General features: G+C 44.1%; 22 protein-coding genes. 8 read left to right on the forward strand and 14 right to left on the reverse strand.

All coding sequences use genetic code 11. The annotated features are described in order from the left end of the window. Positions 1-861 precede the first annotated feature (861 nt). From V7K76_RS32910 to V7K76_RS32930, 5 genes are all read right to left on the reverse strand, one after another. A complete protein-coding gene (locus V7K76_RS32910) occupies positions 862-2,094 on the reverse strand; it encodes an LL-diaminopimelate aminotransferase (RefSeq protein WP_334775590.1) in 1,233 nt (410 codons plus the stop codon). 60 nt (positions 2,095-2,154) lie between these two features. Beyond that, on the reverse strand, positions 2,155-2,490 hold the full coding sequence (locus tag V7K76_RS32915; RefSeq protein WP_292853761.1) for a thioredoxin family protein: 336 nt from the start codon (positions 2,488-2,490) through the stop codon (positions 2,155-2,157). A 151-nt stretch (positions 2,491-2,641) separates the two neighbouring features. Then, positions 2,642-3,421, reverse strand: a complete 780-nt coding sequence (locus V7K76_RS32920) for a PspA/IM30 family protein (protein WP_334775588.1) — start codon at positions 3,419-3,421, stop codon at positions 2,642-2,644. A 345-nt stretch (positions 3,422-3,766) separates the two neighbouring features. Next, positions 3,767-4,519, reverse strand: coding sequence for a PspA/IM30 family protein (locus tag V7K76_RS32925; protein ID WP_334775587.1), 753 nt, complete (start codon positions 4,517-4,519; stop codon positions 3,767-3,769). Between the two features lie 272 nt (positions 4,520-4,791). Continuing rightward, complete coding sequence (locus V7K76_RS32930; RefSeq protein ID WP_334775586.1) at positions 4,792-6,132, reverse strand: hypothetical protein; 1,341 nt, start codon at positions 6,130-6,132, stop codon at positions 4,792-4,794. 240 nt (positions 6,133-6,372) lie between these two features. Between V7K76_RS32930 and V7K76_RS32935 the strand changes: the two genes are divergently transcribed. Next, positions 6,373-6,912: a DUF721 domain-containing protein gene (locus V7K76_RS32935; RefSeq protein ID WP_334775585.1), complete on the forward strand. Its 540-nt coding sequence runs from the start codon at positions 6,373-6,375 to the stop codon at positions 6,910-6,912. A 442-nt stretch (positions 6,913-7,354) separates the two neighbouring features. Next, positions 7,355-7,636 (forward strand): hypothetical protein, encoded by a 282-nt coding sequence (locus tag V7K76_RS32940; protein WP_334775584.1) that lies wholly within the window; start codon positions 7,355-7,357, stop codon positions 7,634-7,636. Positions 7,637-7,968: 332 nt separating this feature from the next. Here the strand turns inward: V7K76_RS32940 and menB are convergent, their stop codons facing one another. Next, a complete protein-coding gene (menB, locus tag V7K76_RS32945; RefSeq protein WP_163936219.1) occupies positions 7,969-8,802 on the reverse strand; it encodes a 1,4-dihydroxy-2-naphthoyl-CoA synthase in 834 nt (277 codons plus the stop codon). Between the two features lie 211 nt (positions 8,803-9,013). On the opposite strand from menB, the gene V7K76_RS32950 reads away from it, so the two are divergent. The 4 genes from V7K76_RS32950 (at position 9,014) to V7K76_RS32965 (ending at position 12,554) form a co-directional block, all read left to right on the forward strand. Beyond that, positions 9,014-9,355, forward strand: coding sequence for a hypothetical protein (locus V7K76_RS32950; protein ID WP_334775583.1), 342 nt, complete (start codon positions 9,014-9,016; stop codon positions 9,353-9,355). Positions 9,356-9,357: 2 nt separating this feature from the next. Continuing rightward, entirely contained in the window at positions 9,358-9,753 is a 396-nt protein-coding gene (locus tag V7K76_RS32955; protein WP_334775581.1) for an HNH endonuclease, read from the forward strand. 123 nt (positions 9,754-9,876) lie between these two features. Next, the gene (locus V7K76_RS32960) at positions 9,877-10,617 is read left to right on the forward strand and encodes an RNA methyltransferase (RefSeq protein ID WP_334775580.1); all 741 of its coding nucleotides are present in this window, start codon (positions 9,877-9,879) and stop codon (positions 10,615-10,617) included. Between the two features lie 365 nt (positions 10,618-10,982). Beyond that, on the forward strand, positions 10,983-12,554 hold the full coding sequence (locus V7K76_RS32965) for a serine hydrolase (RefSeq protein ID WP_334775579.1): 1,572 nt from the start codon (positions 10,983-10,985) through the stop codon (positions 12,552-12,554). A gap of 207 nt (positions 12,555-12,761) precedes the next feature. Here the strand turns inward: V7K76_RS32965 and V7K76_RS32970 are convergent, their stop codons facing one another. From V7K76_RS32970 to V7K76_RS32985, 4 genes are all read right to left on the reverse strand, one after another. Next, on the reverse strand, positions 12,762-12,926 hold the full coding sequence (locus V7K76_RS32970) for a hypothetical protein (protein WP_334775578.1): 165 nt from the start codon (positions 12,924-12,926) through the stop codon (positions 12,762-12,764). A gap of 20 nt (positions 12,927-12,946) precedes the next feature. Continuing rightward, positions 12,947-13,390: an acyl-CoA thioesterase gene (locus V7K76_RS32975; RefSeq protein ID WP_334775577.1), complete on the reverse strand. Its 444-nt coding sequence runs from the start codon at positions 13,388-13,390 to the stop codon at positions 12,947-12,949. A gap of 113 nt (positions 13,391-13,503) precedes the next feature. After that, positions 13,504-13,893, reverse strand: coding sequence for a tautomerase family protein (locus V7K76_RS32980; RefSeq protein WP_334775576.1), 390 nt, complete (start codon positions 13,891-13,893; stop codon positions 13,504-13,506). A 17-nt stretch (positions 13,894-13,910) separates the two neighbouring features. Further along, positions 13,911-14,510, reverse strand: a complete 600-nt coding sequence (locus V7K76_RS32985; protein WP_334775575.1) for a TetR/AcrR family transcriptional regulator — start codon at positions 14,508-14,510, stop codon at positions 13,911-13,913. Positions 14,511-15,006: 496 nt separating this feature from the next. Here V7K76_RS32985 and V7K76_RS32990 point away from each other — a divergent pair, with 496 nt between their 5' ends. Beyond that, entirely contained in the window at positions 15,007-15,486 is a 480-nt protein-coding gene (locus tag V7K76_RS32990; RefSeq protein ID WP_334775574.1) for a hypothetical protein, read from the forward strand. Positions 15,487-15,634: 148 nt separating this feature from the next. On the opposite strand, the gene V7K76_RS32995 is transcribed toward V7K76_RS32990, so the two are convergent. Then, positions 15,635-16,321, reverse strand: a complete 687-nt coding sequence (locus tag V7K76_RS32995; RefSeq protein ID WP_334775573.1) for a PHP domain-containing protein — start codon at positions 16,319-16,321, stop codon at positions 15,635-15,637. A gap of 421 nt (positions 16,322-16,742) precedes the next feature. Between V7K76_RS32995 and V7K76_RS33000 the strand changes: the two genes are divergently transcribed. Beyond that, a complete protein-coding gene (locus tag V7K76_RS33000) occupies positions 16,743-17,057 on the forward strand; it encodes a hypothetical protein (RefSeq protein WP_334775572.1) in 315 nt (104 codons plus the stop codon). A gap of 64 nt (positions 17,058-17,121) precedes the next feature. Here the strand turns inward: V7K76_RS33000 and V7K76_RS33005 are convergent, their stop codons facing one another. The 3 genes from V7K76_RS33005 to V7K76_RS33015 form a co-directional block, all read right to left on the reverse strand. Continuing rightward, entirely contained in the window at positions 17,122-18,309 is a 1,188-nt protein-coding gene (locus V7K76_RS33005; RefSeq protein ID WP_334775571.1) for an AIR synthase related protein, read from the reverse strand. An 18-nt stretch (positions 18,310-18,327) separates the two neighbouring features. Next, positions 18,328-18,534, reverse strand: a complete 207-nt coding sequence (locus V7K76_RS33010) for a hypothetical protein (protein WP_179064108.1) — start codon at positions 18,532-18,534, stop codon at positions 18,328-18,330. 116 nt (positions 18,535-18,650) lie between these two features. Beyond that, complete coding sequence (locus tag V7K76_RS33015) at positions 18,651-20,153, reverse strand: acyl--CoA ligase (RefSeq protein WP_334775570.1); 1,503 nt, start codon at positions 20,151-20,153, stop codon at positions 18,651-18,653. Between the last annotated feature and the right edge of the window lie 746 nt (positions 20,154-20,899).

The raw sequence follows: 20,899 nt of genomic DNA on the forward strand, positions 1-20,899 counted from the left end.
CCATTTCTCTCCAACTTGCTGCGCCGATCTAAAAATGATGGGTTAGACCCCCCATTAATTCGCCAACAGTCTCATAGAATTCGCGGCTACACTGGCATTGTCCGCCTCCGCGGACTAAGGTCAAATCAAGGTTTTGAAACCCAGGATCGGTAGCTTTTGTTTGTGTAGACGCGGTTTCTAACCGCCCGTTTCACGTTAGTTAAGTTGACACTAATGAGCAATGCTGTGCCCCTACCGTGTGGTCTATTTACATGAAAATAGCTGTAAAACGCCTCGTAGAGAAGGGTCGAACTGCTCAGTATAAGTCCCTAGAACACCGATTCAGTAATCGGAATCATAACGAAAAAAACAGATTTCGTTGGGTTGCAACAAGGAATATTTGGTTGTAAAACACGTTAAAACAGGGTTTATCAGTCTTGTATTTTATTAATGAATCGGTGTTCTAGTACCGCAAGGCGGAAGTCAAAAGTCAAAATGAATGCAGCGCAGCGTAAGAGTTTCGTTGATTTGGAATGGTGAGGCAGTCTGGTCTTGGGGGTTTCCCCCATGAGGAACTGCCGTTAGCGCAGCGTTAGCGAGCCTGCGAGCGTCACCCGAAGGGGTGGTTTATCGTAAATAAAAGGGTTTAAGAACCTGCAATCTACATGTAGCAGCCATTTCAGTCGGGGTTTGTCTTGAGAAATCGCTCCACTTGGGATGCATCCCAAGACCGCGTTTCTCGCTAAATCCCCGTCTGAAATTTCTTTAATTTTGAATTTTGTTAGCGTAGCGTTAGCGAGTCTGCGTTCGCGTAGCGTCTCGTAGAGAGCGTCATTTTGAATTTTGAATTGTTAATTACGCCGTGCTGTACTAGTTCCTATTTCAATGAAGAAACTCGGCAATTCTTTCTACAGCAGTTTCTAACAAAGGTGGCTCATGTACCAAGGCAAAACGCACATATCCTTCTCCAGATTTGCCAAAGCCGGCACCTGGGGAAGCGGCTACACCAGTTTGTTTGACTAGTTGGGTACAAAATTCTATGGAGTTTTGACTCCAATGTGAAGGCAATTTTGCCCAGATATACATTGTGGCTTGGGGAGTAGGGACATTCCAGCCAATGCGGTGTAGAGCATTGATGAATGCATCACGCCGTCCCTGGAAGGTAGCGACGGCAGATTTGACGCCAGCTTGCGGGCCAGTTAGGGCAGCGATCGCACCATTCAAAATTCCCCGATACTGATTAAAATCAACGGCGGCTTTTACCTGGCGTAAGGCGTTAATTAACTGGGCATTACCGATGGCGTAGCCAATGCGGAAGCCGCCCATATTATAGGACTTGGAAAGGGTGAAAAATTCAATGGAGACGCTTTTCTCTGGATCGGCTTGCAGAATTGAAGGGACTAGGGATTTTGGATTTTGGATTTTGGATTTTGGATTGGGAGAAGAATCTGCCCAGTCCCCACTCTCCCCAAATACCAAATCTACGTAGGGGAAATCGTGAACCAGTACGAGATTGTGTTGCTGACAGAAGGCGACAGCTTCTTGGAAGAAAGATAAAGGTGCGATCGCAGCCGTGGGATTATGAGGATAACTTAATACCATCATCCGCGACTGGGCTAAGACTGGGGCGGGAATATCAGCAAACACTGGTAAAAAACTGTTTTCTGCCAGTAGTGGCATTGGGTAGATTTGACCACTGGCTAGATGGACTCCCCCGGCATGAGAGGGATAACCTGGATCGAGCAACAGGGCAAAATCTCCGGGATTGAGTATTGCTAGAGGTAGATGGGCTGTGCCTTCTTGAGAACCAATTAGAGGTAGTACCTCAGTTTGAGGATCGACTTTAATGCCAAATTTTTGTTCGTACCACCTGGCTGCGGCTTCGCGAAATCCTTGAGTACCGTTAAACAACAGATAGCCGTGGGTACTGCGATCGCTAAGAGACTGGGCGATCGCCTCGATTACATGGGACTCGGCTGGTAAATCAGAAGACCCCAACGACAAATCAATTACCTGTCGTCCAGCTGCTAAAGCGACTGCCTTGGCTCTGTCCATATCAGCAAATACATTTGATTGTAGGGGTTGTAAACGTTTTGCAAACTGCATATTAGTCATTAGTCATTAGTCATTAGTCATTGGTCATTGGTCATTTGGTATGGACTTATGAACTATCGACTAATTAGTATTTAAGTGGGTATCTAGGAGAGCTAGTAATTTGTCTTTGCCGATAACTCCCTCAGTGGATATCAAAACTTCTTGACCTTGAAATAGTCTGAGGGCGGGTACGCCTTCAACTTGGTACTGCTTAACAGTGAGTGGGTTGGGGTCAATTTCCATTTTAACGACTTTGAGGCGATCGCTATATTGGCTAGCAGCTGAGTTAATTAGGGGCGACATCAATTGACAAGGCCCACACCAAGAAGCCCAAAAGTAAACTAATACAGGCTGCTCGGCTTTTAACACTTCAGTTTCAAAATCAGCATCGGTTATGGTGATTACAGCCTTACTCATTGCAGTCTCCATCAGGTGGCGATCAAAGTTGGCACACACAATACTTTATCCCAAAGTCGTCAATAGTCCATAGTCAATAGCAAATAACTAATGACGTAAAATCCCACAGCCAACAGGTGTGGGACTAGCTCAAATAAGTTTTCTACCAATTTTACAGTTGATCCAATTGTTTGCGTAGGGAATCCAACTCGGCATCAACCACCTCATTAGATTTAGGATTAGGAGCAGTGGTTTGTTGCGGCGGCAGTTGGGGTTGATTTTGTGGAGTTGCGGGTGGTAAAAGTTGCGCTTTCAAAGCTGCCAATTCATCATCAACATCGCTACCAGATTCCAACCGGGCAAATTGGGTTTCTAAATCTGCACCTGCTAACTCTCCTTGTGCCTGGGCCCGAGCTTCTTGCATCAAGACTTTTTCTTCCATCCGCTCGAAGGCAGACATGGCACTGCTGGTATTCATCCCACTTACCATGTTTTGGAGTTGCTCTTGGGCTTTGGCAGTGGTGATTCTCGCTCTCAGCATTTCTTTCTTGGTTTTAGCCTCAGAAATCTTGCTTTCCAACTGGATTAAGTTGCGCTTGAGGGTTTCAACTTGAGTGCTTTGGGTATCCAAACTAGCTTTGAGGGCTGCGCTGCTGTCCGTATAAGTCTTCTTGCGTTCTAAAGCTTGTCGTGCTAAGTTCTCATCACCTTTTTGCAGTGCTAGTTGGGCATTGCGTTGCCACTTATTGATTTCATTTTGGGCATCAGCGTATTGTTTCTCGCTGCGTTTTTGGGCGGCGATGGTCTGGGCTACTCCCTGACGCAGCTGTACCAAGTCTTCCTGCATTTCCAGGATGGCTTGTTCTAGCATTTTTTCGGGGTCTTCAGCTTTGTTAACCAGGTCGTTGAGGTTAGAACTAACTACTCGCTTAATGCGATCGAATAATCCCATAACTTTGTTTTTCCTTGTGTAATTTACGCTTTTTGTTGGACAGTTAGCTTTTTTACTTTTTTATAGCTACCTATTTCAATGTAATCTTTCCAGTTTGAATCAGTATCTCCTAACAACCCCTAATTGTTAAGATATGCCAAATCGGGGTAATTAGTCGAACTTCAAGAAGAGGCTCTTTGCTGGGGGAAAAGGAGCAGGGGGAAATAACCCAAGCTTTGAGCCGACAAGCGTTGTATGGGTCTGATTCCCCCACTTCTACTAAGTGGTTCCCGAACAGGGAGGGGTCGAATCCCCTTTCTGCTTCCTGCTCCCTGCCCCCTGCCCCCAGCAAGAACTGCCTCTTTTTCAAGACTCCTGAGTTTTGGGTAACTGCTGTTGGGGAGGTTGCGCTGTCTTCTGGCTCTCCTCAATTAGTAGATTTTCGTGCTGTGTGTTTTCTGCCTGGTTAAGAACCTGTACCTTCATCGCTGCCAATTCCGTATCTACATCATTAGATTCCAAAGAAGTAAATTGTGTTTCCAAGTCGTCGCTACTAAGTTGAGCTATGGCTTCTGATTGAGCTTCTATCTGTAAAACTTTTTCTTCCATGCGCTCAAAGGCACTCAGACTGCTAGTGGTAGAAGTTGTGCCGAGCATTTCCTGGAGGCGATAAGACGCTTCAGCAGAACGGGCGCGAGCAATATACATATCTTTTTTAGTTTTTGCCTCGGCAATTTTTAACTCTAGCGATCGCATATCCTTTTTTAGCCTAACTACTATCTCGTTTTGCTGCTCTATCTGGGAAAATAGGGCTGTAGTAGTTTCTTTATAGGCTTGACGCTTAGTCAATGCTTCGCGTGCTAGAGGTTCGCTGCCTTGTTGTAGCGCCAATTGGGCACGACGATACCATTCTTCTGTTTGAGATTGGGCAGCAGCCGCCTGGCGTTCAGTGCGTTTCTGGGTAGCGATCGCTTGTGCAACACCTTGCCGCAACTGCACCAGATTTTCCTGCATCTCCAGAACAGCTTGCTCCAAAATCTTTTCTGGATCTTCTGCACCACTAATCAAACTATTGAAATTAGCGCGAATCACCCGCAGAATACGGTTGATTAATTCCATGTCGGCTCTCCATTCACGAAATCCAAATCCAGTGCTGAGTGATGAGTGCTGAGTATTGAGTACTGAGTGATGAATTTAGTTATAGAGTGCTGAATGCCCAACTAAAGTCTTGAGTATAAGAATTTTTGTCGTAGGTTCGTCAACAAATAAGATTTTTTCCCTACTACTTAGCACTTACCACGGGCTAAACGCCCCGCTACCGCTAACACAACTCAGCACTTATTGACTCAGGACTGTTATTTCATGGTATCGTAAATTTTTGCAACTTATGGCTACTGAACCCGTGCCTTGATTCCCCTTGCCTGTAAAAGTTGCATCTGTTGTTTTACTTGCTCTTTAGTTTTAAAAGCACCTAGATAAATCAATTCTTTGTTGGGCGATAAATAAGCATCAGGAATTACTTGCCGTGCTGAGGCAAAAGCCGCACCTTTATTATCTATCACTATATGATAGAACCCATCTGTTCCTGGTTTGATTTCTGCATTCGGTTTTGGTGAAGTTGCGATCGTATTAGGCGAGGTTTTTATCGCTGGAGTGGGAGGCAAATTCAGAGGAGGCAAGGATTGTAGCGTCGGTACTGGTGCTAAGGCGATCGGATTTGTCGGTTTTAAGGCTGTGTTGGCCTCAGGATTTGCGGGGTTTTGAGGAACTACTGGATTAGGGACTACTGCGGGGGTTGGTTGGACTTTGGGTTTTAAGCCAACTACATCATTAGGATCTCTCACCTCAGGAAACTCTTCATTAGCGAGATTGGGATATTTGGGCATAGATGTACTTGGTGGCTGGATTTGAGGTTGAACATTACTGCCAACTTCTTCAGTATTTCCTGGTGTGGGAGACGAGTTTCCATTAAACAAATTGCCTAAATTCCATTGTGGTAAGCTTTTGGGATTGAACACTACATAACCCAAGGTAAGACTCGCCACCAGTAGTAGCAACATCGAGCCAATTCCCAAAGGTGATAACAGAGTGTCACTAGAATTACTTGGATTCTTGGTTTCTGGTTGTTCTTCTGCCAGACTTCGCAGCAGTGCTTCGCTAGATTCTAAATAGTCATCTGGGTGCTTAGGAGTGTTATCTGGTTGCAAGAGATTTTCGTTTTTAGTCCCTTTAACGAGTGCTGGCACAATGCTGCTACTAAAGTTGGGTGGGGGTGGTGGAAGTTGAGTTTGTGTTTTAGCAGAATCGGAGGTAGAGGGTACATTAAGATTATTCAGTTCCTCGGTTTTTGCCGTAGCTAGTGCTGGGTTGATCTCAGGATTCACTGCTACAGATGTGGGGGGTACGTCAATTTTTGCCTTAGTTGGCGCTGGGGTTCCCTGATGATTAACGGGTACAGATGTCGGTGGCACATTAGTTTTAATTTCCGTTACCGATGACTGAGTTGTGCCCGATGTTGTAGGAATGGCAGTTAATGGCTGAGATTGATTACTCATGTAACTAGCAACACGGGACTGGTTTGATACTAAACCAGTTCGCGTACGTCGATATCGAGCTAACTCTTGATCTAGCGGTACCTCTAAACTCGCTAATGCTGCTGCTAGTGCTGGTTTCAACCCAGGTGTTTTAGACAATTGATGATTATCAGAATCTTTCAGGGGGTTTTGAGTCATTGTTTCTGTGCCTCAAGCGTAGATTGTTGGAACTAACTTTTAGATATATTTGTGACAATAGTAGCGGAAATTATTTAAATAGATAGATTGGGCATGGGGCATTGGGCATTGGGCATTGAAAAGAGGCAGAGGGGCGGGGTGCGGGGGGCGGAGGGGAAAATTCTTCTCCCTGCTCCCTGCTCCCTCATCTTCCCCACTCCCCACTCCCCACTCCCCATTCCCCACTCTCCACCTTTAACGATGTCGTTGAAATCAATTAATGATATTTTAGGGATTCTGGAAAAGCAGGCTAAATGGCAGGAGCAACCATTTCAACTTCTACTCAAGTGTTGGGCAGAAGTTGTTGGCCCTGTGGTTGCTGCAAATGCTCGGCCATTGTCGATTCAGCGTGATGTTTTGTCGGTAGCAACTTCTAGTGCTGCTTGGGCGCAAAACTTGACTTTTGGTCGCACATCCCTACTTTTAAAGTTAAATAAAAAGCTGCCAACGCCTTTGCTTGATATTCGCTTCTCTACTGCTGGCTGGCAAAATCGATCTGTGGAGAGAAAACAGCAACAATCGGTTTCGCCCGATGAGCATCCCAGTTATCTTGGTGATGAGATTAAACACCCTGATGCTACACCCACGAAGGATGTGAATGCGGCTTTTGGACATTGGACGAAGATTATGCGATCGCGATCGCATGGCTTACCCCTTTGTCCCCAATGTCAATCTCCTACACCAGCAGGTGAACTCCAACGCTGGGAAGTCTGTTCTATCTGTGCTGCTAAACGCTTTTGAAGGCAAAATAGTTGAGCATTATTCGTTAAGCAGAATTTATCCTGAAGTAACCTGCTGCCATTACATCAAATAGTTCTGAATCTTGAGAAAAGATATTATTTTACTGCTAAAGTCTGCCGAATGTGATATGCAAAGCAGACTATTTATCTAAAATTCTCTGCCTTAAGGAGGATTTAAGAAATAAGTTAAAAGGCTGGAGAAATCAAAAGCTTTAGTTTTAATCTTGATCCCTAATAAGTTTTAGACGATATTTATATGTAACTGCTCTAAGGATTATTTAAATATATGACAAGATTATAAAAATATCCTGAAGTTTACTTTTTACTTGGGATCGCTGAAACCTATATCAAATAATGACTTTTTGGCTTTTCTCTGTCTTTATATATAGAAGCAGAATATAAAGATGAAATTCAGCCAGAAACTACACTAAAGATGAATCCTAATGAAAGCCATTAAAGTTTTAGCATCTGCCTGTAAATATTGCCGTCATTACCAGCCAGAGGGTCGCCGTGGTGGAATGTGCCAGCAGTTGGGCGCACCAGTTCAAGCAACTTGGAAGGCTTGCTCTTTGGCGCTTCCACCTTTTGCACCTTCTTGGGAAACCTTGGAGGATGCTTGGGGTTTGCCAGATGCAGCCCCAGTTTTAACATCTTGTCAATCTCTAGCTTCAGATTTAGACAATGCTGCTCTTGTCCCGATAGAGGAAATAACTGCTTCTAAGTAAGTCGGTGAGAAAAATTCAATGTATATGAAGAAATATAAATTAGCTGTAGGGTGTGTTATGCCGTAGGCTAATGCACCTGAGATTGTTGATCGTGCTGCGCTTGGCGACAACACACCCTACATTAAAATTCCTTAACATAGCTGAAAATATTAGCACGGACTTACTTATATCTGAACAGGTAAAGACTAAAGCAGTGGTAATTTAGTCATCCATTATTACTGGACTGAGTTTGTAGTCTACTTAAAATAAGATTTGTTTTTAAGATTTTTAGTGCTGTAAAAGTTGATATCTAAAAAAATCGCACCCTTTAGTGAGGTGCGATTTTTGGAATTCTAAGGCAACCAAGGGAAAGAGCGGAAATCTGGTGGACGCTTTTCGAGAAAGGCTTGTTTGCCTTCAGACCCTTCTTCTGTCATGTAATAAAGTAGGGTGGCGTTGCCAGCGAGTTCTTGCAAACCAGCTTGTCCGTCACAATCAGCGTTGAAGGCGGCTTTGAGACACCGAATTGCGATCGGGCTTTTTTCTAAAATCTCCTGCGCCCATTGAATACCTTCGGCTTCTAGTTGTTCCACTGGAACAACACAATTAATTAAGCCCATTTCTAGCGCTTGTTGTGCATCATATTGGCGGCAGAGAAACCAAATTTCTCTAGCTTTTTTTTGTCCCACGATGCGGGCGAGATAGCTGGCTCCAAAACCACCGTCGAAACTGCCGACTTTCGGGCCAGTCTGTCCGAAAATGGCGTTATCGGCGGCGATGGTCAGGTCGCAAATCAAGTGTAGAACATGTCCACCACCGATCGCATATCCAGCCACTAAAGCAATCACCACTTTCGGCATGGAACGAATCAGGCGTTGTAAGTCCAGCACATTCAAGCGGGGAATGCCAGTATCATCCACGTAACCTGCATGTCCCCGCACGCTTTGGTCGCCACCAGAACAGAAGGCATATTTGCCATCAGTATGTGGGCCATAGCCAGTAAATAGGACAACACCAATAGTGGTATCTTCACGAGCATTACAGAAAGCGTCATACAATTCAAAGACGGTTTCAGGACGGAAAGCATTGCGTTTGTGGGGACGGTTGATGGTGATTTTTGCAATGCCATCAGTTTTTTGATACAGAATATCTTCGTAGGTTTTGGCAGTTTGCCAGTTAATTTGCATTGGTATGGAGTGCGCTATTGTGCTTGAGAATTTTATCGCGGACGTAGCGCTATCGAGCGTCTTTGATTTCTGAATCACTCGTAGAGGTAAGGGACTGGGCATTGGGGATTGGGGACTGGGAAGAAGGAATAAATGTCGGAGCGATCGCTAGGGTAATGAAAATTTTCGAGATATATCATTTAATAATAAGTAAATTGCCAATGCAATCCCCATGCCAAGAATCACCCTAGAAGTATCAGAGGAATTATCTCAACAACTAGCACAAGTAGGCGATCGCTTACCTGAACTACTTGCATTGAGTCTCCAACAACCAGCTGTACCAGCACAAGTTTACCGATATATCCTAGATTTTTTGGCTAGCAACCCTACTCCTGAACAAATTGCTGAATTTAAACCTACTCCCGAAATGCAAGAACGGTTGCGTACCTTGTTAACACGGAGTAACGCAGGTGAACTTACACCCACGGAGTTGCAAGAACTAGATGAATACGAACGTATTGAACACTTAGTTGTGATGATTAAAGCAGGTAACTTATCTTATTTGACCAGCTGACTGTGAGTGCAACCTATATTCCGGTTGTTCTTCGCCGACTCGTAGAAGAACGCGCAAACTACAGATGTGAATATTGCCAATTACCCGCAGAAGTTGCTTTTTTTGCCCATGAGATAGATCATGTTATTGCTCAAAAGCACGGTGGCGCAACAAATGCTGATAATTTAGCCCTCACCTGCTGGCGATGTAATCGTCATAAAGGCACTGACTTAGGATCTTTCGATCCAGAAACACGGGCTTTTAGTTTTCTCTTTAACCCACGCACCCAGAAATGGGCTGAACACTTCATCTTTTCAGAACTGAATCTAGTGGGATTAACGCCTATGGGACGTACAACGATTAGATTACTACAAATAAATAGTGACGGACGACTAGCCCAACGGCAAAGATTGCGCTGAACTCTTCAGACCTGACGCAGGCATTCACTTACACAGGTAAAATGATTTCAAGGAAACTCTTCAGCAGAACTACGATGCTGAAAATTAGTCTGTAAGTACTGGTGCGATCGCAGGAGGCAAAAAATGGGCTTGGCTGGATTAAGAATTGTGTTGGTAGAACCAGCTGGGCCGATAAATATCGGCGCGATCGCCAGGGTAATGAAAAATTTCGGTCTATATAATTTAGTATTAGTGAACCCCCAATGCGATCCGCTTTCGACGGAAGCTTTGATGATGGCTGTTCACGCTCAGGAAATTATAGAATCTGCGGTAATAGTGGCAACCTTACCAGAAGCATTGCATGGATGTGTACGGGCGATCGCTACCACTGGTCGCATTCGCAGTTTGGAAACACCCTTAGAAAACCCCCGCACTGCACTACCCTGGTTACTGGAGGAACCAGAAAAACCCGCAGCCCTAATTTTTGGCAGAGAAGACCGAGGATTAAGCAATGAAGAATTAAATTATGCACAGAGGTTTGTTGGCATTCCCACAAGTCAAGATTATGTCGCCCTGAATTTGGCTACTGCTGTAGCAATCTGTTGTTATGAATTGTCACAATCTGCCCAGCAACTTGATACCCAAACCTTACCCGAAAAAGAACTCGCAACCTTAGATGCTGTGGAAGGATACTACCAGCAATTAGAATCACTATTACTGAAAATTGGTTATGTGTATCCCCATACAGCAGCAAGTCGCATGGGAAAATTTCGCCAACTATATAATCGCGCTCATCTGAAGACTGGGGAAGTAGCCATGCTACGAGGAATTTTGCAGCAGGTAGAATGGGCCCTGAAAAATCAGAGGGATGGTGAAAACTTGTAATTATTCGTTTAATATATACGCAATCATCCCCCCAAAATATTTAATATCGCTTAAACTAAACACAAAAATGTTACTTAGTGGCAAAGTAGAATTTGAGTATTAATATTGCTTAAAGATTAAGTTTTGGGTCAGGAGTCTGCAAGAAAACAGTCAATCAATTTTGGATTTTAGATTTACGATTTTGGATTGACCCCGACTACAAGGGTGCGGGGCTTGGGGATTTTAGATTTACGATAGCGTAGCATTAGCGACGTAGGAGCGTAAGAATGGATTTATTCCGTCCACCAGGGGCGGGGCTTGTACCGAAATAATCTAAAATCTAAAATCTAAAATTGGCACGGTCAAGTGGGTCACAAGGAGTAACTGTGTCAGAGTCAAGTGACGAACTAACAGCTTTCTCACGGCGTCAACCCTTAAATCGCCGCCAGCCGCCACAAAAAGTTCATAAAGTGGTGAAGAAGAAAGTTAAAGCTAAAGCTAACAGCCAACCGCCAACTACAAATGGACAAGAAGGGGCACTAACACGCTCAAAAAATCAAATCATTCCTCCCCCAATCCCTGGTACTACACGTAGGGTAAAATCGGGGTTAGTCATGCCAACGGCAGTAAAACCAATACCTAATGGAAAGGGAAAAATTCCTCCCTTCCGTCCGGGTGCTGTGATGGTTAAAACAGTGCGGATGGAAAAGCCAAAAACAAGCAGGCGCTCATCGCGGAAAACCCGGTTAAAGCCAATGGCCAAAACCATATTGTATGTTTTGCGGTTATTGATTGTGGGTGTGGGGATGGGTGCAATTGTGGGCACGGCGTTGTCAGTATTAGACCCAGCAAATCGCATCAGCACAAGTTCGACATCGCAATCTAATAGTAATGTGCTGCGATCGCAGCCGCAACCTTCCCAAACTCCTCTAGTTGCGTCTTCAACTCTATATCTATCTCAAGAAATTACCTCGTTGAAAAATGCCGTGCAAAATTTGGCGGCCACTAACCCAAATCTCACACCCGGAGTTTTCTTAGTAGATTTGGATACTGGTAGTTATGTAGATATCAATGCCTCTACCAGTTTTCCAGCGGCCAGTACGATTAAAGTGCCGATTTTGCTTGCCTTTTTCCAGGATGTGGACGCAGGGAAAATTCACCTGGATGAAATGCTAACCATGCAACAGGATTTGGTAGCTGGCGGTTCAGGTAATCTGCAATACAAACCACCTGGAACCCAGTACGCCGCTCTGGAAGTCGTCACTAAAATGATTACAATCAGCGACAACACGGCAACAAATATGCTGATTGCTCGACTCGGAGGAATAGACGCTTTAAACCAGCGTTTCCGCAGTTGGGGATTGACAACCACGGTAATTCGCAATCAACTCCCAGATTTGCAAGGGACAAACACTACTAGTCCCAAGGAACTAGGAAATTTGATGGCCATTGTGAGTCAGGGAAATTTAGTGAGTGCGCCATCACGCGACCTCATGCTCGATATTTTGCGCCGCACCCAGAAAGACACTCTGCTACCCTCAGGTTTAGGAACAGGTGCGAGAGCATACCACAAAACGGGTGATATCGGCACAATGTTGGCAGATGCAGGTTTAATTGTTGTTCCAACTGGCAAGCGCTACATAGCCTCTGTAATGGTACAACGCCCTGAAAACGATCCTCGTGCCGAAAAATTGATTAGCTCAATTTCTCGTTTAGCTTACCAAGAGTTTAGCCAGAATGCTGTCACACCTGGCACTACTACAAATACAGTACCCGCAAATGGTTATCAGCCCCAGGTTGTGAATCCTGCTTTACCCAACGGTACAACAGGCACAGTTCCCATGAGCATTTATCAGCCTCCTGTTGTCACTCCTGTACCCAACAGTATGGGAAGTACTGTACCGGCAAACGGTTATCAATCGCCAGTGATGAATCCTCAGTATTACCCTCCAAGATAATTCGTAATGACTGAACAAGGAAAAAATGAAAGGGAGTAGGGAGTAGGGAAACTAAGAAAGCTTTTCCGAAAAGCGGGGTTTCAACCAATATGCGATACAAGGATTTTTTCTCTGACGAGACGCTGTTCGCGTTCGCGCCACTTGCGGGCGTTCGCGCAGTGGGACGAAGTACGGCTTTAAACCTAAATCGAGGGCTAATTTCTTCCCCTACTCCCTACTCCCGCCCCGAAGGGGTTGTAAACTACGCTCGTCTTTGCGGCGAACCATAGCCTTTACAAAGAAGCCTTGGCTCCTCAAAATTTCCACAATGCGAATGCCAGTACCACCATGTCGTCCAGTAGCGCCTGTAACTAGGATGCTTGGTTTTCTCATTTCAAATCTCCTTCAGGAAATTAAATCTTCTGAATCCCTTGTTGATACTGTAAATATTTCTTCTGTAATTCCTCTGGAATGGGAATAAGACGACTATTTTGCAAATTGACAAAAGCACCCTTCTGGGTAGCTACTGCTGCTAACTCATTGTTAGATAAAATTTCAGCTTGCACAGTCCACTTCAACCGTCCTAAATTACTCAGCCATAAACGTCCAATTACTTGATCAATCATCATTATCGGACGTTTATATTCAATTTCTGTTCCAGCTATAATCGGTGTATATCCTTGCTCAATTTGTTGATTGAGTTGCCAATGTTCATCTAAAAACTTTAAACGTAAATCCTCTAGCCATCTGATATACACAATATTACTCACGATTCCCATAAAGTCAATATCATAAGTTCTTACAGGAATCGCCAATACTACTTCTAATGGTCTATGTAAGTTGTTATTTACTAGCATTATTTATCCCAGGAGTTTTAAGACCGATTGGTTTGTAAGATGGTAAAATTATTCATCTATTTTAGGTATGAGTAATTATTAATTGTCTAATAACCCTTTAGCCATATATAGTTTCAAACTTCTACTTTGTAGTTTAAGATTAACTCGTCACCAGGTAAACCTCTAATACCCCAGTTATATTTAGGCGTTTCAAAAATTGTGATTTCAATGTCATACACAGCAATATTCAATTTTTCATTAATATTTTCAATAAGTAGGCGAATCAACTGTTTTTTTGTCTCCACCGATCGCCCCTCAAACATACTAATTTCAATAATCAGATAATTGTCTGATCTATCAGATGGATAGTAAAAATCTGATTTATCCAATGGGAAAAAACGGTGAAATCTTTTTTCAGGGGTAATTTTTAAAACCTGAATAACAGAGGCATGAATTATATTTGATAGCTCTATTTTTACAGGATTTAATTTTTCTGCTAAACCATATACCTTGATTTGTGCCATACTTTTAAAGTTCAGGATTACTGAGTACTGTTTCGGTGAGTTTCCAAGTATTGATTCAGGTGATTAATTACTCTGTGCATGTGAATTGAATCTCCATAAAGCTTGCTCATCATTATGGCTCCTTCTAACGTTGCAATGATGATGGTAGCGATTTCATCAGCACTCACTTCTGGGCGAATTTCACCCTTTTCAATTCCCGTCTCAATAATTCGATGAATCAGATGCAGCCACGAGTTCATCGCTTGTTGAGCGCGTTCTCGCAACGCCGGATGAGCATCATCACTCTCTACAGCAGTATTCAGCAATGGACACCCTCCCTTGATCGGTGGATTTTCTGCGAAGCTACTAAATACCCCAATGATTGCTTGCAGACGTTCTATGGCGTGGCGTTTGCTTCGTAATGCAAATCTAGTATGCTGTCTGATATGAGCGATCGCAAAGTCAAAAGCCTGTAGCGCGAGATCATCTTTGCTTTGAAAGTGATTGTAAATTCCTCCTTTTTGCAATCCAGTAACACGCATAATGTCAGACATCGATGATCCTGCATACCCCTGTTGGTTAAACAGTTCGGCTGCTTGCCGGAGAATTCTGCTTTTTGTTTCTTCGCCTTTGGACATTGGGGATTGGGGACTGGTGACTTGGGATTGGGTACTGGGGTTTATTGAATTGATAATTGCTGTAAATAAAATATTACCGACCGAATGGTCTGACTTACAAATATCATAATATTCGCTTGAAAGTCAAACAATTTTGGATTTTAGATTTGCGATCGCGTAGCGTAAAGCCTTAAATAATTCGTAATTCGTAATTCGTAATTCGTAATTAAGTTTTGTGAAAGCGACGCGCAAAGCGAGTCTGCGATAGCGCCGGCGGCAAGCGAGTATTTTCGAGTCGCGTCCGGGGATTTAGACCCCGACCCAAAACTTGCCGGTTATTGAACCGGGGGATTTAAACCCACGGTACTCGGTTAAAAATGTATCAGGATTTTCGTGAATTGGTATGAGTTTTGAGTGCTGAGTTCTGAATTCCGAGTGCGGCAAAATATTTAGTACAAATGTACTAAATGCTGCTACAATGCCTTACAAGTCAGCTAGCCTTACTTGAGGTAGTAGTATGAAAAAAATTCAAAACACGGACAAAAAGCCCATTTTGGTGAAAGTTTCACTGTTGCAGCCGACATCTGTAACTACTGCTATAGTGCCACTGCAACCCCAAGAGGAAAAAATCATCAGTGAACGGGAGCGTTTAATCACGCAAGTCGAACGTATTAATCAGATGGCAGGGGAGTTAGAAGCAGCGATATTGGAGTTGAAAGCGATCGCTAACACACTGAATACTCAAAAACGTTACCCAGTCCTAAGTCAGGATGCGTACAAAAATATTTGTCAGTATTTCGCAGTTAGTGTCCCTTGGGTAAAACGAAAGCCGGATGAATCATTTGTTTTGACAACGCGAAGAGTTGATTTATTCCGAGCCGAAAGGGAAGCCGCACTCCTAGCACAGCAACTTCGTCAGCAAACCAAAAAAAGATTAGCATCGCAGCGACACAGAAAAAACAAGAGTGGCGCTAAGAGGGTGTTTAAAAAATTTTGAGTAGTCAAATTTTAGTTGGAGAAAATACCCTGATTTTCAAGCTAACCTGCCAAATGTGGGTTAATATCAGGCTCGACTATTGAATATCCAAAAAAAGATAACCTCCTGGCTGCTTGAACCAGGGGTATAAAAACAAATTGATTCATCTTTACAAGCGTTGTAACAGGCTCAAACCGTGGGTATCAGTACCACAGGTATTGAAAAGAAAGTATTCATCAGCCAACTTTTGCACTTGTTCTGATTCCACGATGCTGGGTTTCCAGGGGTTGGGGTTATTGTAGGCGTAGAAAGTTTCCACGCCATCGATACCCTTTTGGGCAGCAGCGGGAATTAAGTCAAAATGCGATCGCTTGTAACGAGCCGGATGAGCCAAAACTGCCAAGCCCCCGGCTTCATGAATCGCGGCAATTACGTTACTTGCCTGATATTCTTGCCCTATAGTCGGTCTTCTTTGCAGATAGGGTTTCATACTAGGGTGTTCTGTTCCAAAAGCGTAAGCCAAAATGTGAACTTCTGTATCCAAAAGATTGGCATTGATTTCCACACCACTCCACAAGTAAGGAGTGCTGACACCAGCATGACTCCACTTCCAATCTTCTAACCAAGCAAGTGATGCTTGATAGCCGATAATACCATGATGATCGGTAATAGCTAACCCTTTCAGCCCAATCGCGATCGCCTGCTCCATCAATGCACTCGGCTGCAACCTGCCATCCGAGTAGACAGTGTGCATGTGAAAGTTGAATAACTTTGGACAACTATGTGCATCAATGTTATGGAATACTTGCTTCAAAAGTTCTGCCGAAGCAGTAGTCCGGGCCAAATTTACAGCCATAACTCCCTCTGAACAAAAATATATATTCTTAACACACTAAAACGCTACATCTACAGATAAGAAAGATCCACCACTAAAAAATTAGTGTTGGTTGCTACTTTCTCAGCTTTCTCAGCAAATTTTTCAATATGTTAAGACTACGTTAGCAAATCTTAATCTCGGTAGTCATGGGTAATTTGTACTACTTTATTTTTAAGTAGTAATAAATATTGCATCTAAAACTTCATAAATACGTCTATAGCATCTGTGCTAAATGACTTAGATACTAAAGGCTTTTTAGAGTAGTTAGCTATAATCAGCTGGAAATGCAACTATAATTTGTGTGTAAAAATCGTTATTTACCTCAGTAATTATCGCTTTGATTTAACTAATAACAACTTTAGCGTAGGCGTAGCCCGCCGCAGGCATCGCATAAAACCGCATGAATAAGAAGATTCTGTCACCAAGAGGAAAAGGGGCAGGTGGCAGGGTGAGAACCCCATACTTAACAATTCAAAATTTAAAATTCAAAATTAAAGAAATTTCAGACGGGGATTTAGCGAGAAACGCGGTCTTGGGATGCATCCCAAGTGGAGTGATTTCTCAAGACAAACCCCGACTGAAATGGGTGCTACATGTAGATTGCAGGTTCTTAAACCCTTTAATTTACGATAAATTTATTGGCTCTGAAACCCAGATGGCAGGGGAAATGAGCGAATTTTTCTCCCCTGCTCCCTGCCCCCTGCCTCTTTGGTGAGTTTAGAATAGCTTTCAGAAAATTGGCGATGTCTACAACGGGCTATGTCTACGCTAGCAGCTTATTACACCCCTCGCGCTATCCCAAAAGAATCTCCCTTCAAAGTAATTCCCAAGGGTTCTATTACTACCTCGCGACTAAGGGAAGTTTCAACCCTTCCGGCAATCACAGCCGAGAGTTGATGTTCCCTTGCAAGTAGGACAATTTTTTCTGCATCCTGCTCCGACTCTGTATAGAATGCGAATCCTGCACCGTAATTGAACACCGAAAGCATCGTCTGGACTCCACCCTCAAGATGACCCTCAACAAAGGTAAATATCTCTGGTACTGGGAGCATCGTTTCGATAACATACCGGAGCGGTTTCACCGAACGCATCAGCTTTTGCCAGCCATGACCAGTAATATTCTCCATCGCTGTGGGACGAATCCCCTCACTAAGCACCGCCTGTACAAGCGGCGTATAGAGATATGATGCAGCATTTATCGCTTCCCAGAACTCCTGCCCACTTGGGAGTTTTGTTCTATAGCCATCAGGGAGCGACTCAGCCAGCTTTCGCAATGGGGTAAAGCCGTTCTCATGGGGGCCCGAACTCTCGACGAGAACAATAGTATTTCCGGCATCCAGACGCGAGCTATCAATCGGAGCAACACCAGCCGGCATAACGCCAAAAACCGAGCCGGCAATGTCGAGTCGCCCTGGAATCATCTTCGTTTTTAGTTGAGGAGTTTCCCCTGAAAGATAGACACAACCCACTCGTTTACAGGCTTCAACCACTCCATCCAGAAACCCATCAAGAAATGCGGGGGTAAAGATTGTTTCAGGAGTACTCGACGGCAAATAAAGACCGAGAAGTATAGTCTGCATACCGGAAGTTGCAGCATCATTCGTCAGACACGAGATAATCTTGATACCAATATTCCACCAGAATCGTCGCAGTTCTTGTTCACTGAGGTCGTCAGGGCGGGTATCGTCTGCGGTGCCCAGTCCTTCGGGTACAAGTGTCATCGAAAGTTCTCTAGCCCCGGCCTCTAGAAATGGAGCCAGGTTGAAGCTAAAAGCATTGGCGCTGGCTCCTAAACCCGACGCGGGCACTATGCCGTATGTGCTTGCAAAACCCAGTGTGCGTTTTGCAGCATCGATGAAGCGTCGTTTTGCAGCATCGAGAGTATCGTAATCGACTTGATCGAGAGCTTGAGGCATCAGGTTGCGTTTTAAGTAAAAAGTGAAAAGTGAGGAGTTAGGAAAACTCATAACTCCTAACTCCTCACTTTAAAATACCTCATCTTCAATACCGCGCCACCATTCACCCAATTTCATCAAGTCTAGGTGAATATCTTCTAATTCTTTGGTATAAACATCGTCTGCAAGCATAGCTCGACGTTCTTGTAATTTCTTAAGGCGCAGTTGTACTAAAAGCCAAGGTTTAGTAATGCTATTGGTTGCTTCGATGTATTGCGCTAGTTCTTTGCTATTCATTTACTAGTACTCCTATTTGATGGTAAATTCAAGGGTTTAAGAACCTGCAATCTACAATTTCACCAACTCAGCTTGCGAGATTTTTTTTTGAGCAGCGCCATCTTTCTCCCCACTCCCTACTCCCCGATATTCAACAATTTTGCGATCGCCAACCGTTGTAGTTTCCCGGTAGCACCACGAGGTAGTTGATCTAAAATATGAACTTGCTTGGGAACTTTGAAGTCTGCCAGCATGGTTGAACAGTGAGTTAAAAGTTCTTTTTCGCTAACTTCTGCTTTCAGAACTACAGCAGCGTGGATATCTTCTCCTAAAGATTTGTGGGGGACAGCAAAAGCTAAGGCTTCGGCAACTGCGGGATGACGCAACAAGACATCATCCACTTCTAATGGAGAAAATTTTTCCCCACCTCGGTTAATCAATTCTTTAATGCGTCCAGTCAAGCGGAGATAGCTGTCTTCGTCCACAGTACCCTGATCTCCTGTGCGGAACCAACCGTTTACAAAAGCAGTGGCATTAGCTTCTGGATTATTTTCGTAGCCATCTATAACATTGGGTGCTTTTACCACCACTTCACCCAAGCTTCCCTGAGATAATAGGTTGCCTTCAGAGTCCATAATCCCTACTTCGACACCGAAGCCATAACCAACAGTACCCGGTTTCCTGACTTTTGGCGGTAGGGGATTAGTGGTCATTAAGTGAGATGCTTCAGTCATGCTATAAGCTTCTACCACCGGAGCATTTAGAGTAGCCTCCAGCTGTTCAATGATAACCGGGGGCAAAGAAGCGCTGCTAGAGCGAATAAAACGAAAGCGGTTAGCTTTAACAATTTCTGTGTTGCGGCTAGCGCGTGCCAAAATTGCCTGGTGCATAGTTGGCGCTGCGGAGTACCAGGTGGGTTTGTAGATATCTACCAGTTTCCAAAACTCCAGGGCATTAAAACCATTGGGACAAACTAGTGTACCGCCCGATGCCAGAGTTGCCAGCAAACAGCCCACCAATCCGTGAATATGGAACAGGGGCATTAGACAAAGTGTCGTATCTGCGGCTGTGAGTGAATAAGCACCAATGAAGTTGTTGGCTGAAGCGATTAAGTTGCGATGACGAATTGGCACACGCTTGGGACGACTCGTAGTGCCGCTAGTATGGAGAATCATCGCTATATCATCGTCTCCAACCAAATTTTCCCAGTCCCCATTACCCAATCCCCAATCCCCAGTCCCCAGTTCAAAGCTTAATGTGCCGTCAGTGTTTACCTTGGCATTAATCAGCATCATATCGGGTGTGACAGAGGCAATGGCTGCTTCTAGCCCCTCAGATAACGTAATCAGTGCTTTTGCTTTGGTATCTTGGTAATAAAAGGCAAATTCTTCTTGCTTGTATTTGGGATTTAAGGGTGCAGCAGTGCCACATAAAGCAGCAGCCAAAAAGGTAATCGCCATTGGTGAACCGTTACTCATCGCAATGGCAATACGTTCTCCCCGTTTCAATCCAAAGCTGTTGAGTTGAGATACTAGTCCAAGAACATTGTCGCGCAATTGCTGATAAGTTAGCGATCGCCCCTCAGCCGTAACTAGCGCTGGATGATTGTCTTCCCCTGCTAAAAGCTCAAATAAATTCATTTAAAACCTCCAGATTAATAAAATTGGGCATTGGGCATTGGGCATGGGGCATGGGGCATTGGGCATTGGGCATGGGGCATTGGAAAAGAAACTCTATATCTTATTTCCTTGATCGTAAATTAAAGGGTTTAAGAACCTGCAATCTACATGTAACACCCATTTCAGTCGGAGTTTGTCTTGAGAAATCGCTCCACTTGGGATGCATCCCAAGACCGCGTTTCTCGCTAAATCCCCCGTTAGCGCTAGCGTAAACCCTTCTCTTTCAGAGACGCTAACGCGAACGGCATGGCAACGCTATGAGCGACGGAGGAGCGTCAGTTGCCACAACGCTCTTAACCCGTGCAAGGCACTTCTCTTCTCTACGAGACGCACTCGCGTTCGTCTGAAATGTCTTTAATTTTGAATTTTGAATTGTTAACCTCCTTAACAAACTCCGTGGGTTTAAGTCCCCCGGTTCAATAACCGGCAAGTTTTGGGTCGGGGTCTAAATCCCCGGACGCGACGCTCGAGTACTCGCTAACGCTGCGCTATCGCAGACTCGCTTTGCGCGTCGCTTTCACAAAACTTAATTACGAATTACGAATTACGAATTATTTAACCTCCTTAACCTTTTTATGCTCATTGTCCCACTTGTCCACATTTCTCATACCCCATGCCCAATTCCCAATTCAAATAAGTTGACGGCAAAAAACAAGAGCTAAAATTAAGTCAATAGTGTGGAGTGTGGCTGTCGTGACTAGAAATCA

This window comes from Nostoc sp. (genome assembly GCF_036917975.1).
Taxonomy (GTDB): Bacteria; Cyanobacteriota; Cyanobacteriia; order Cyanobacteriales; family Nostocaceae; genus Nostoc.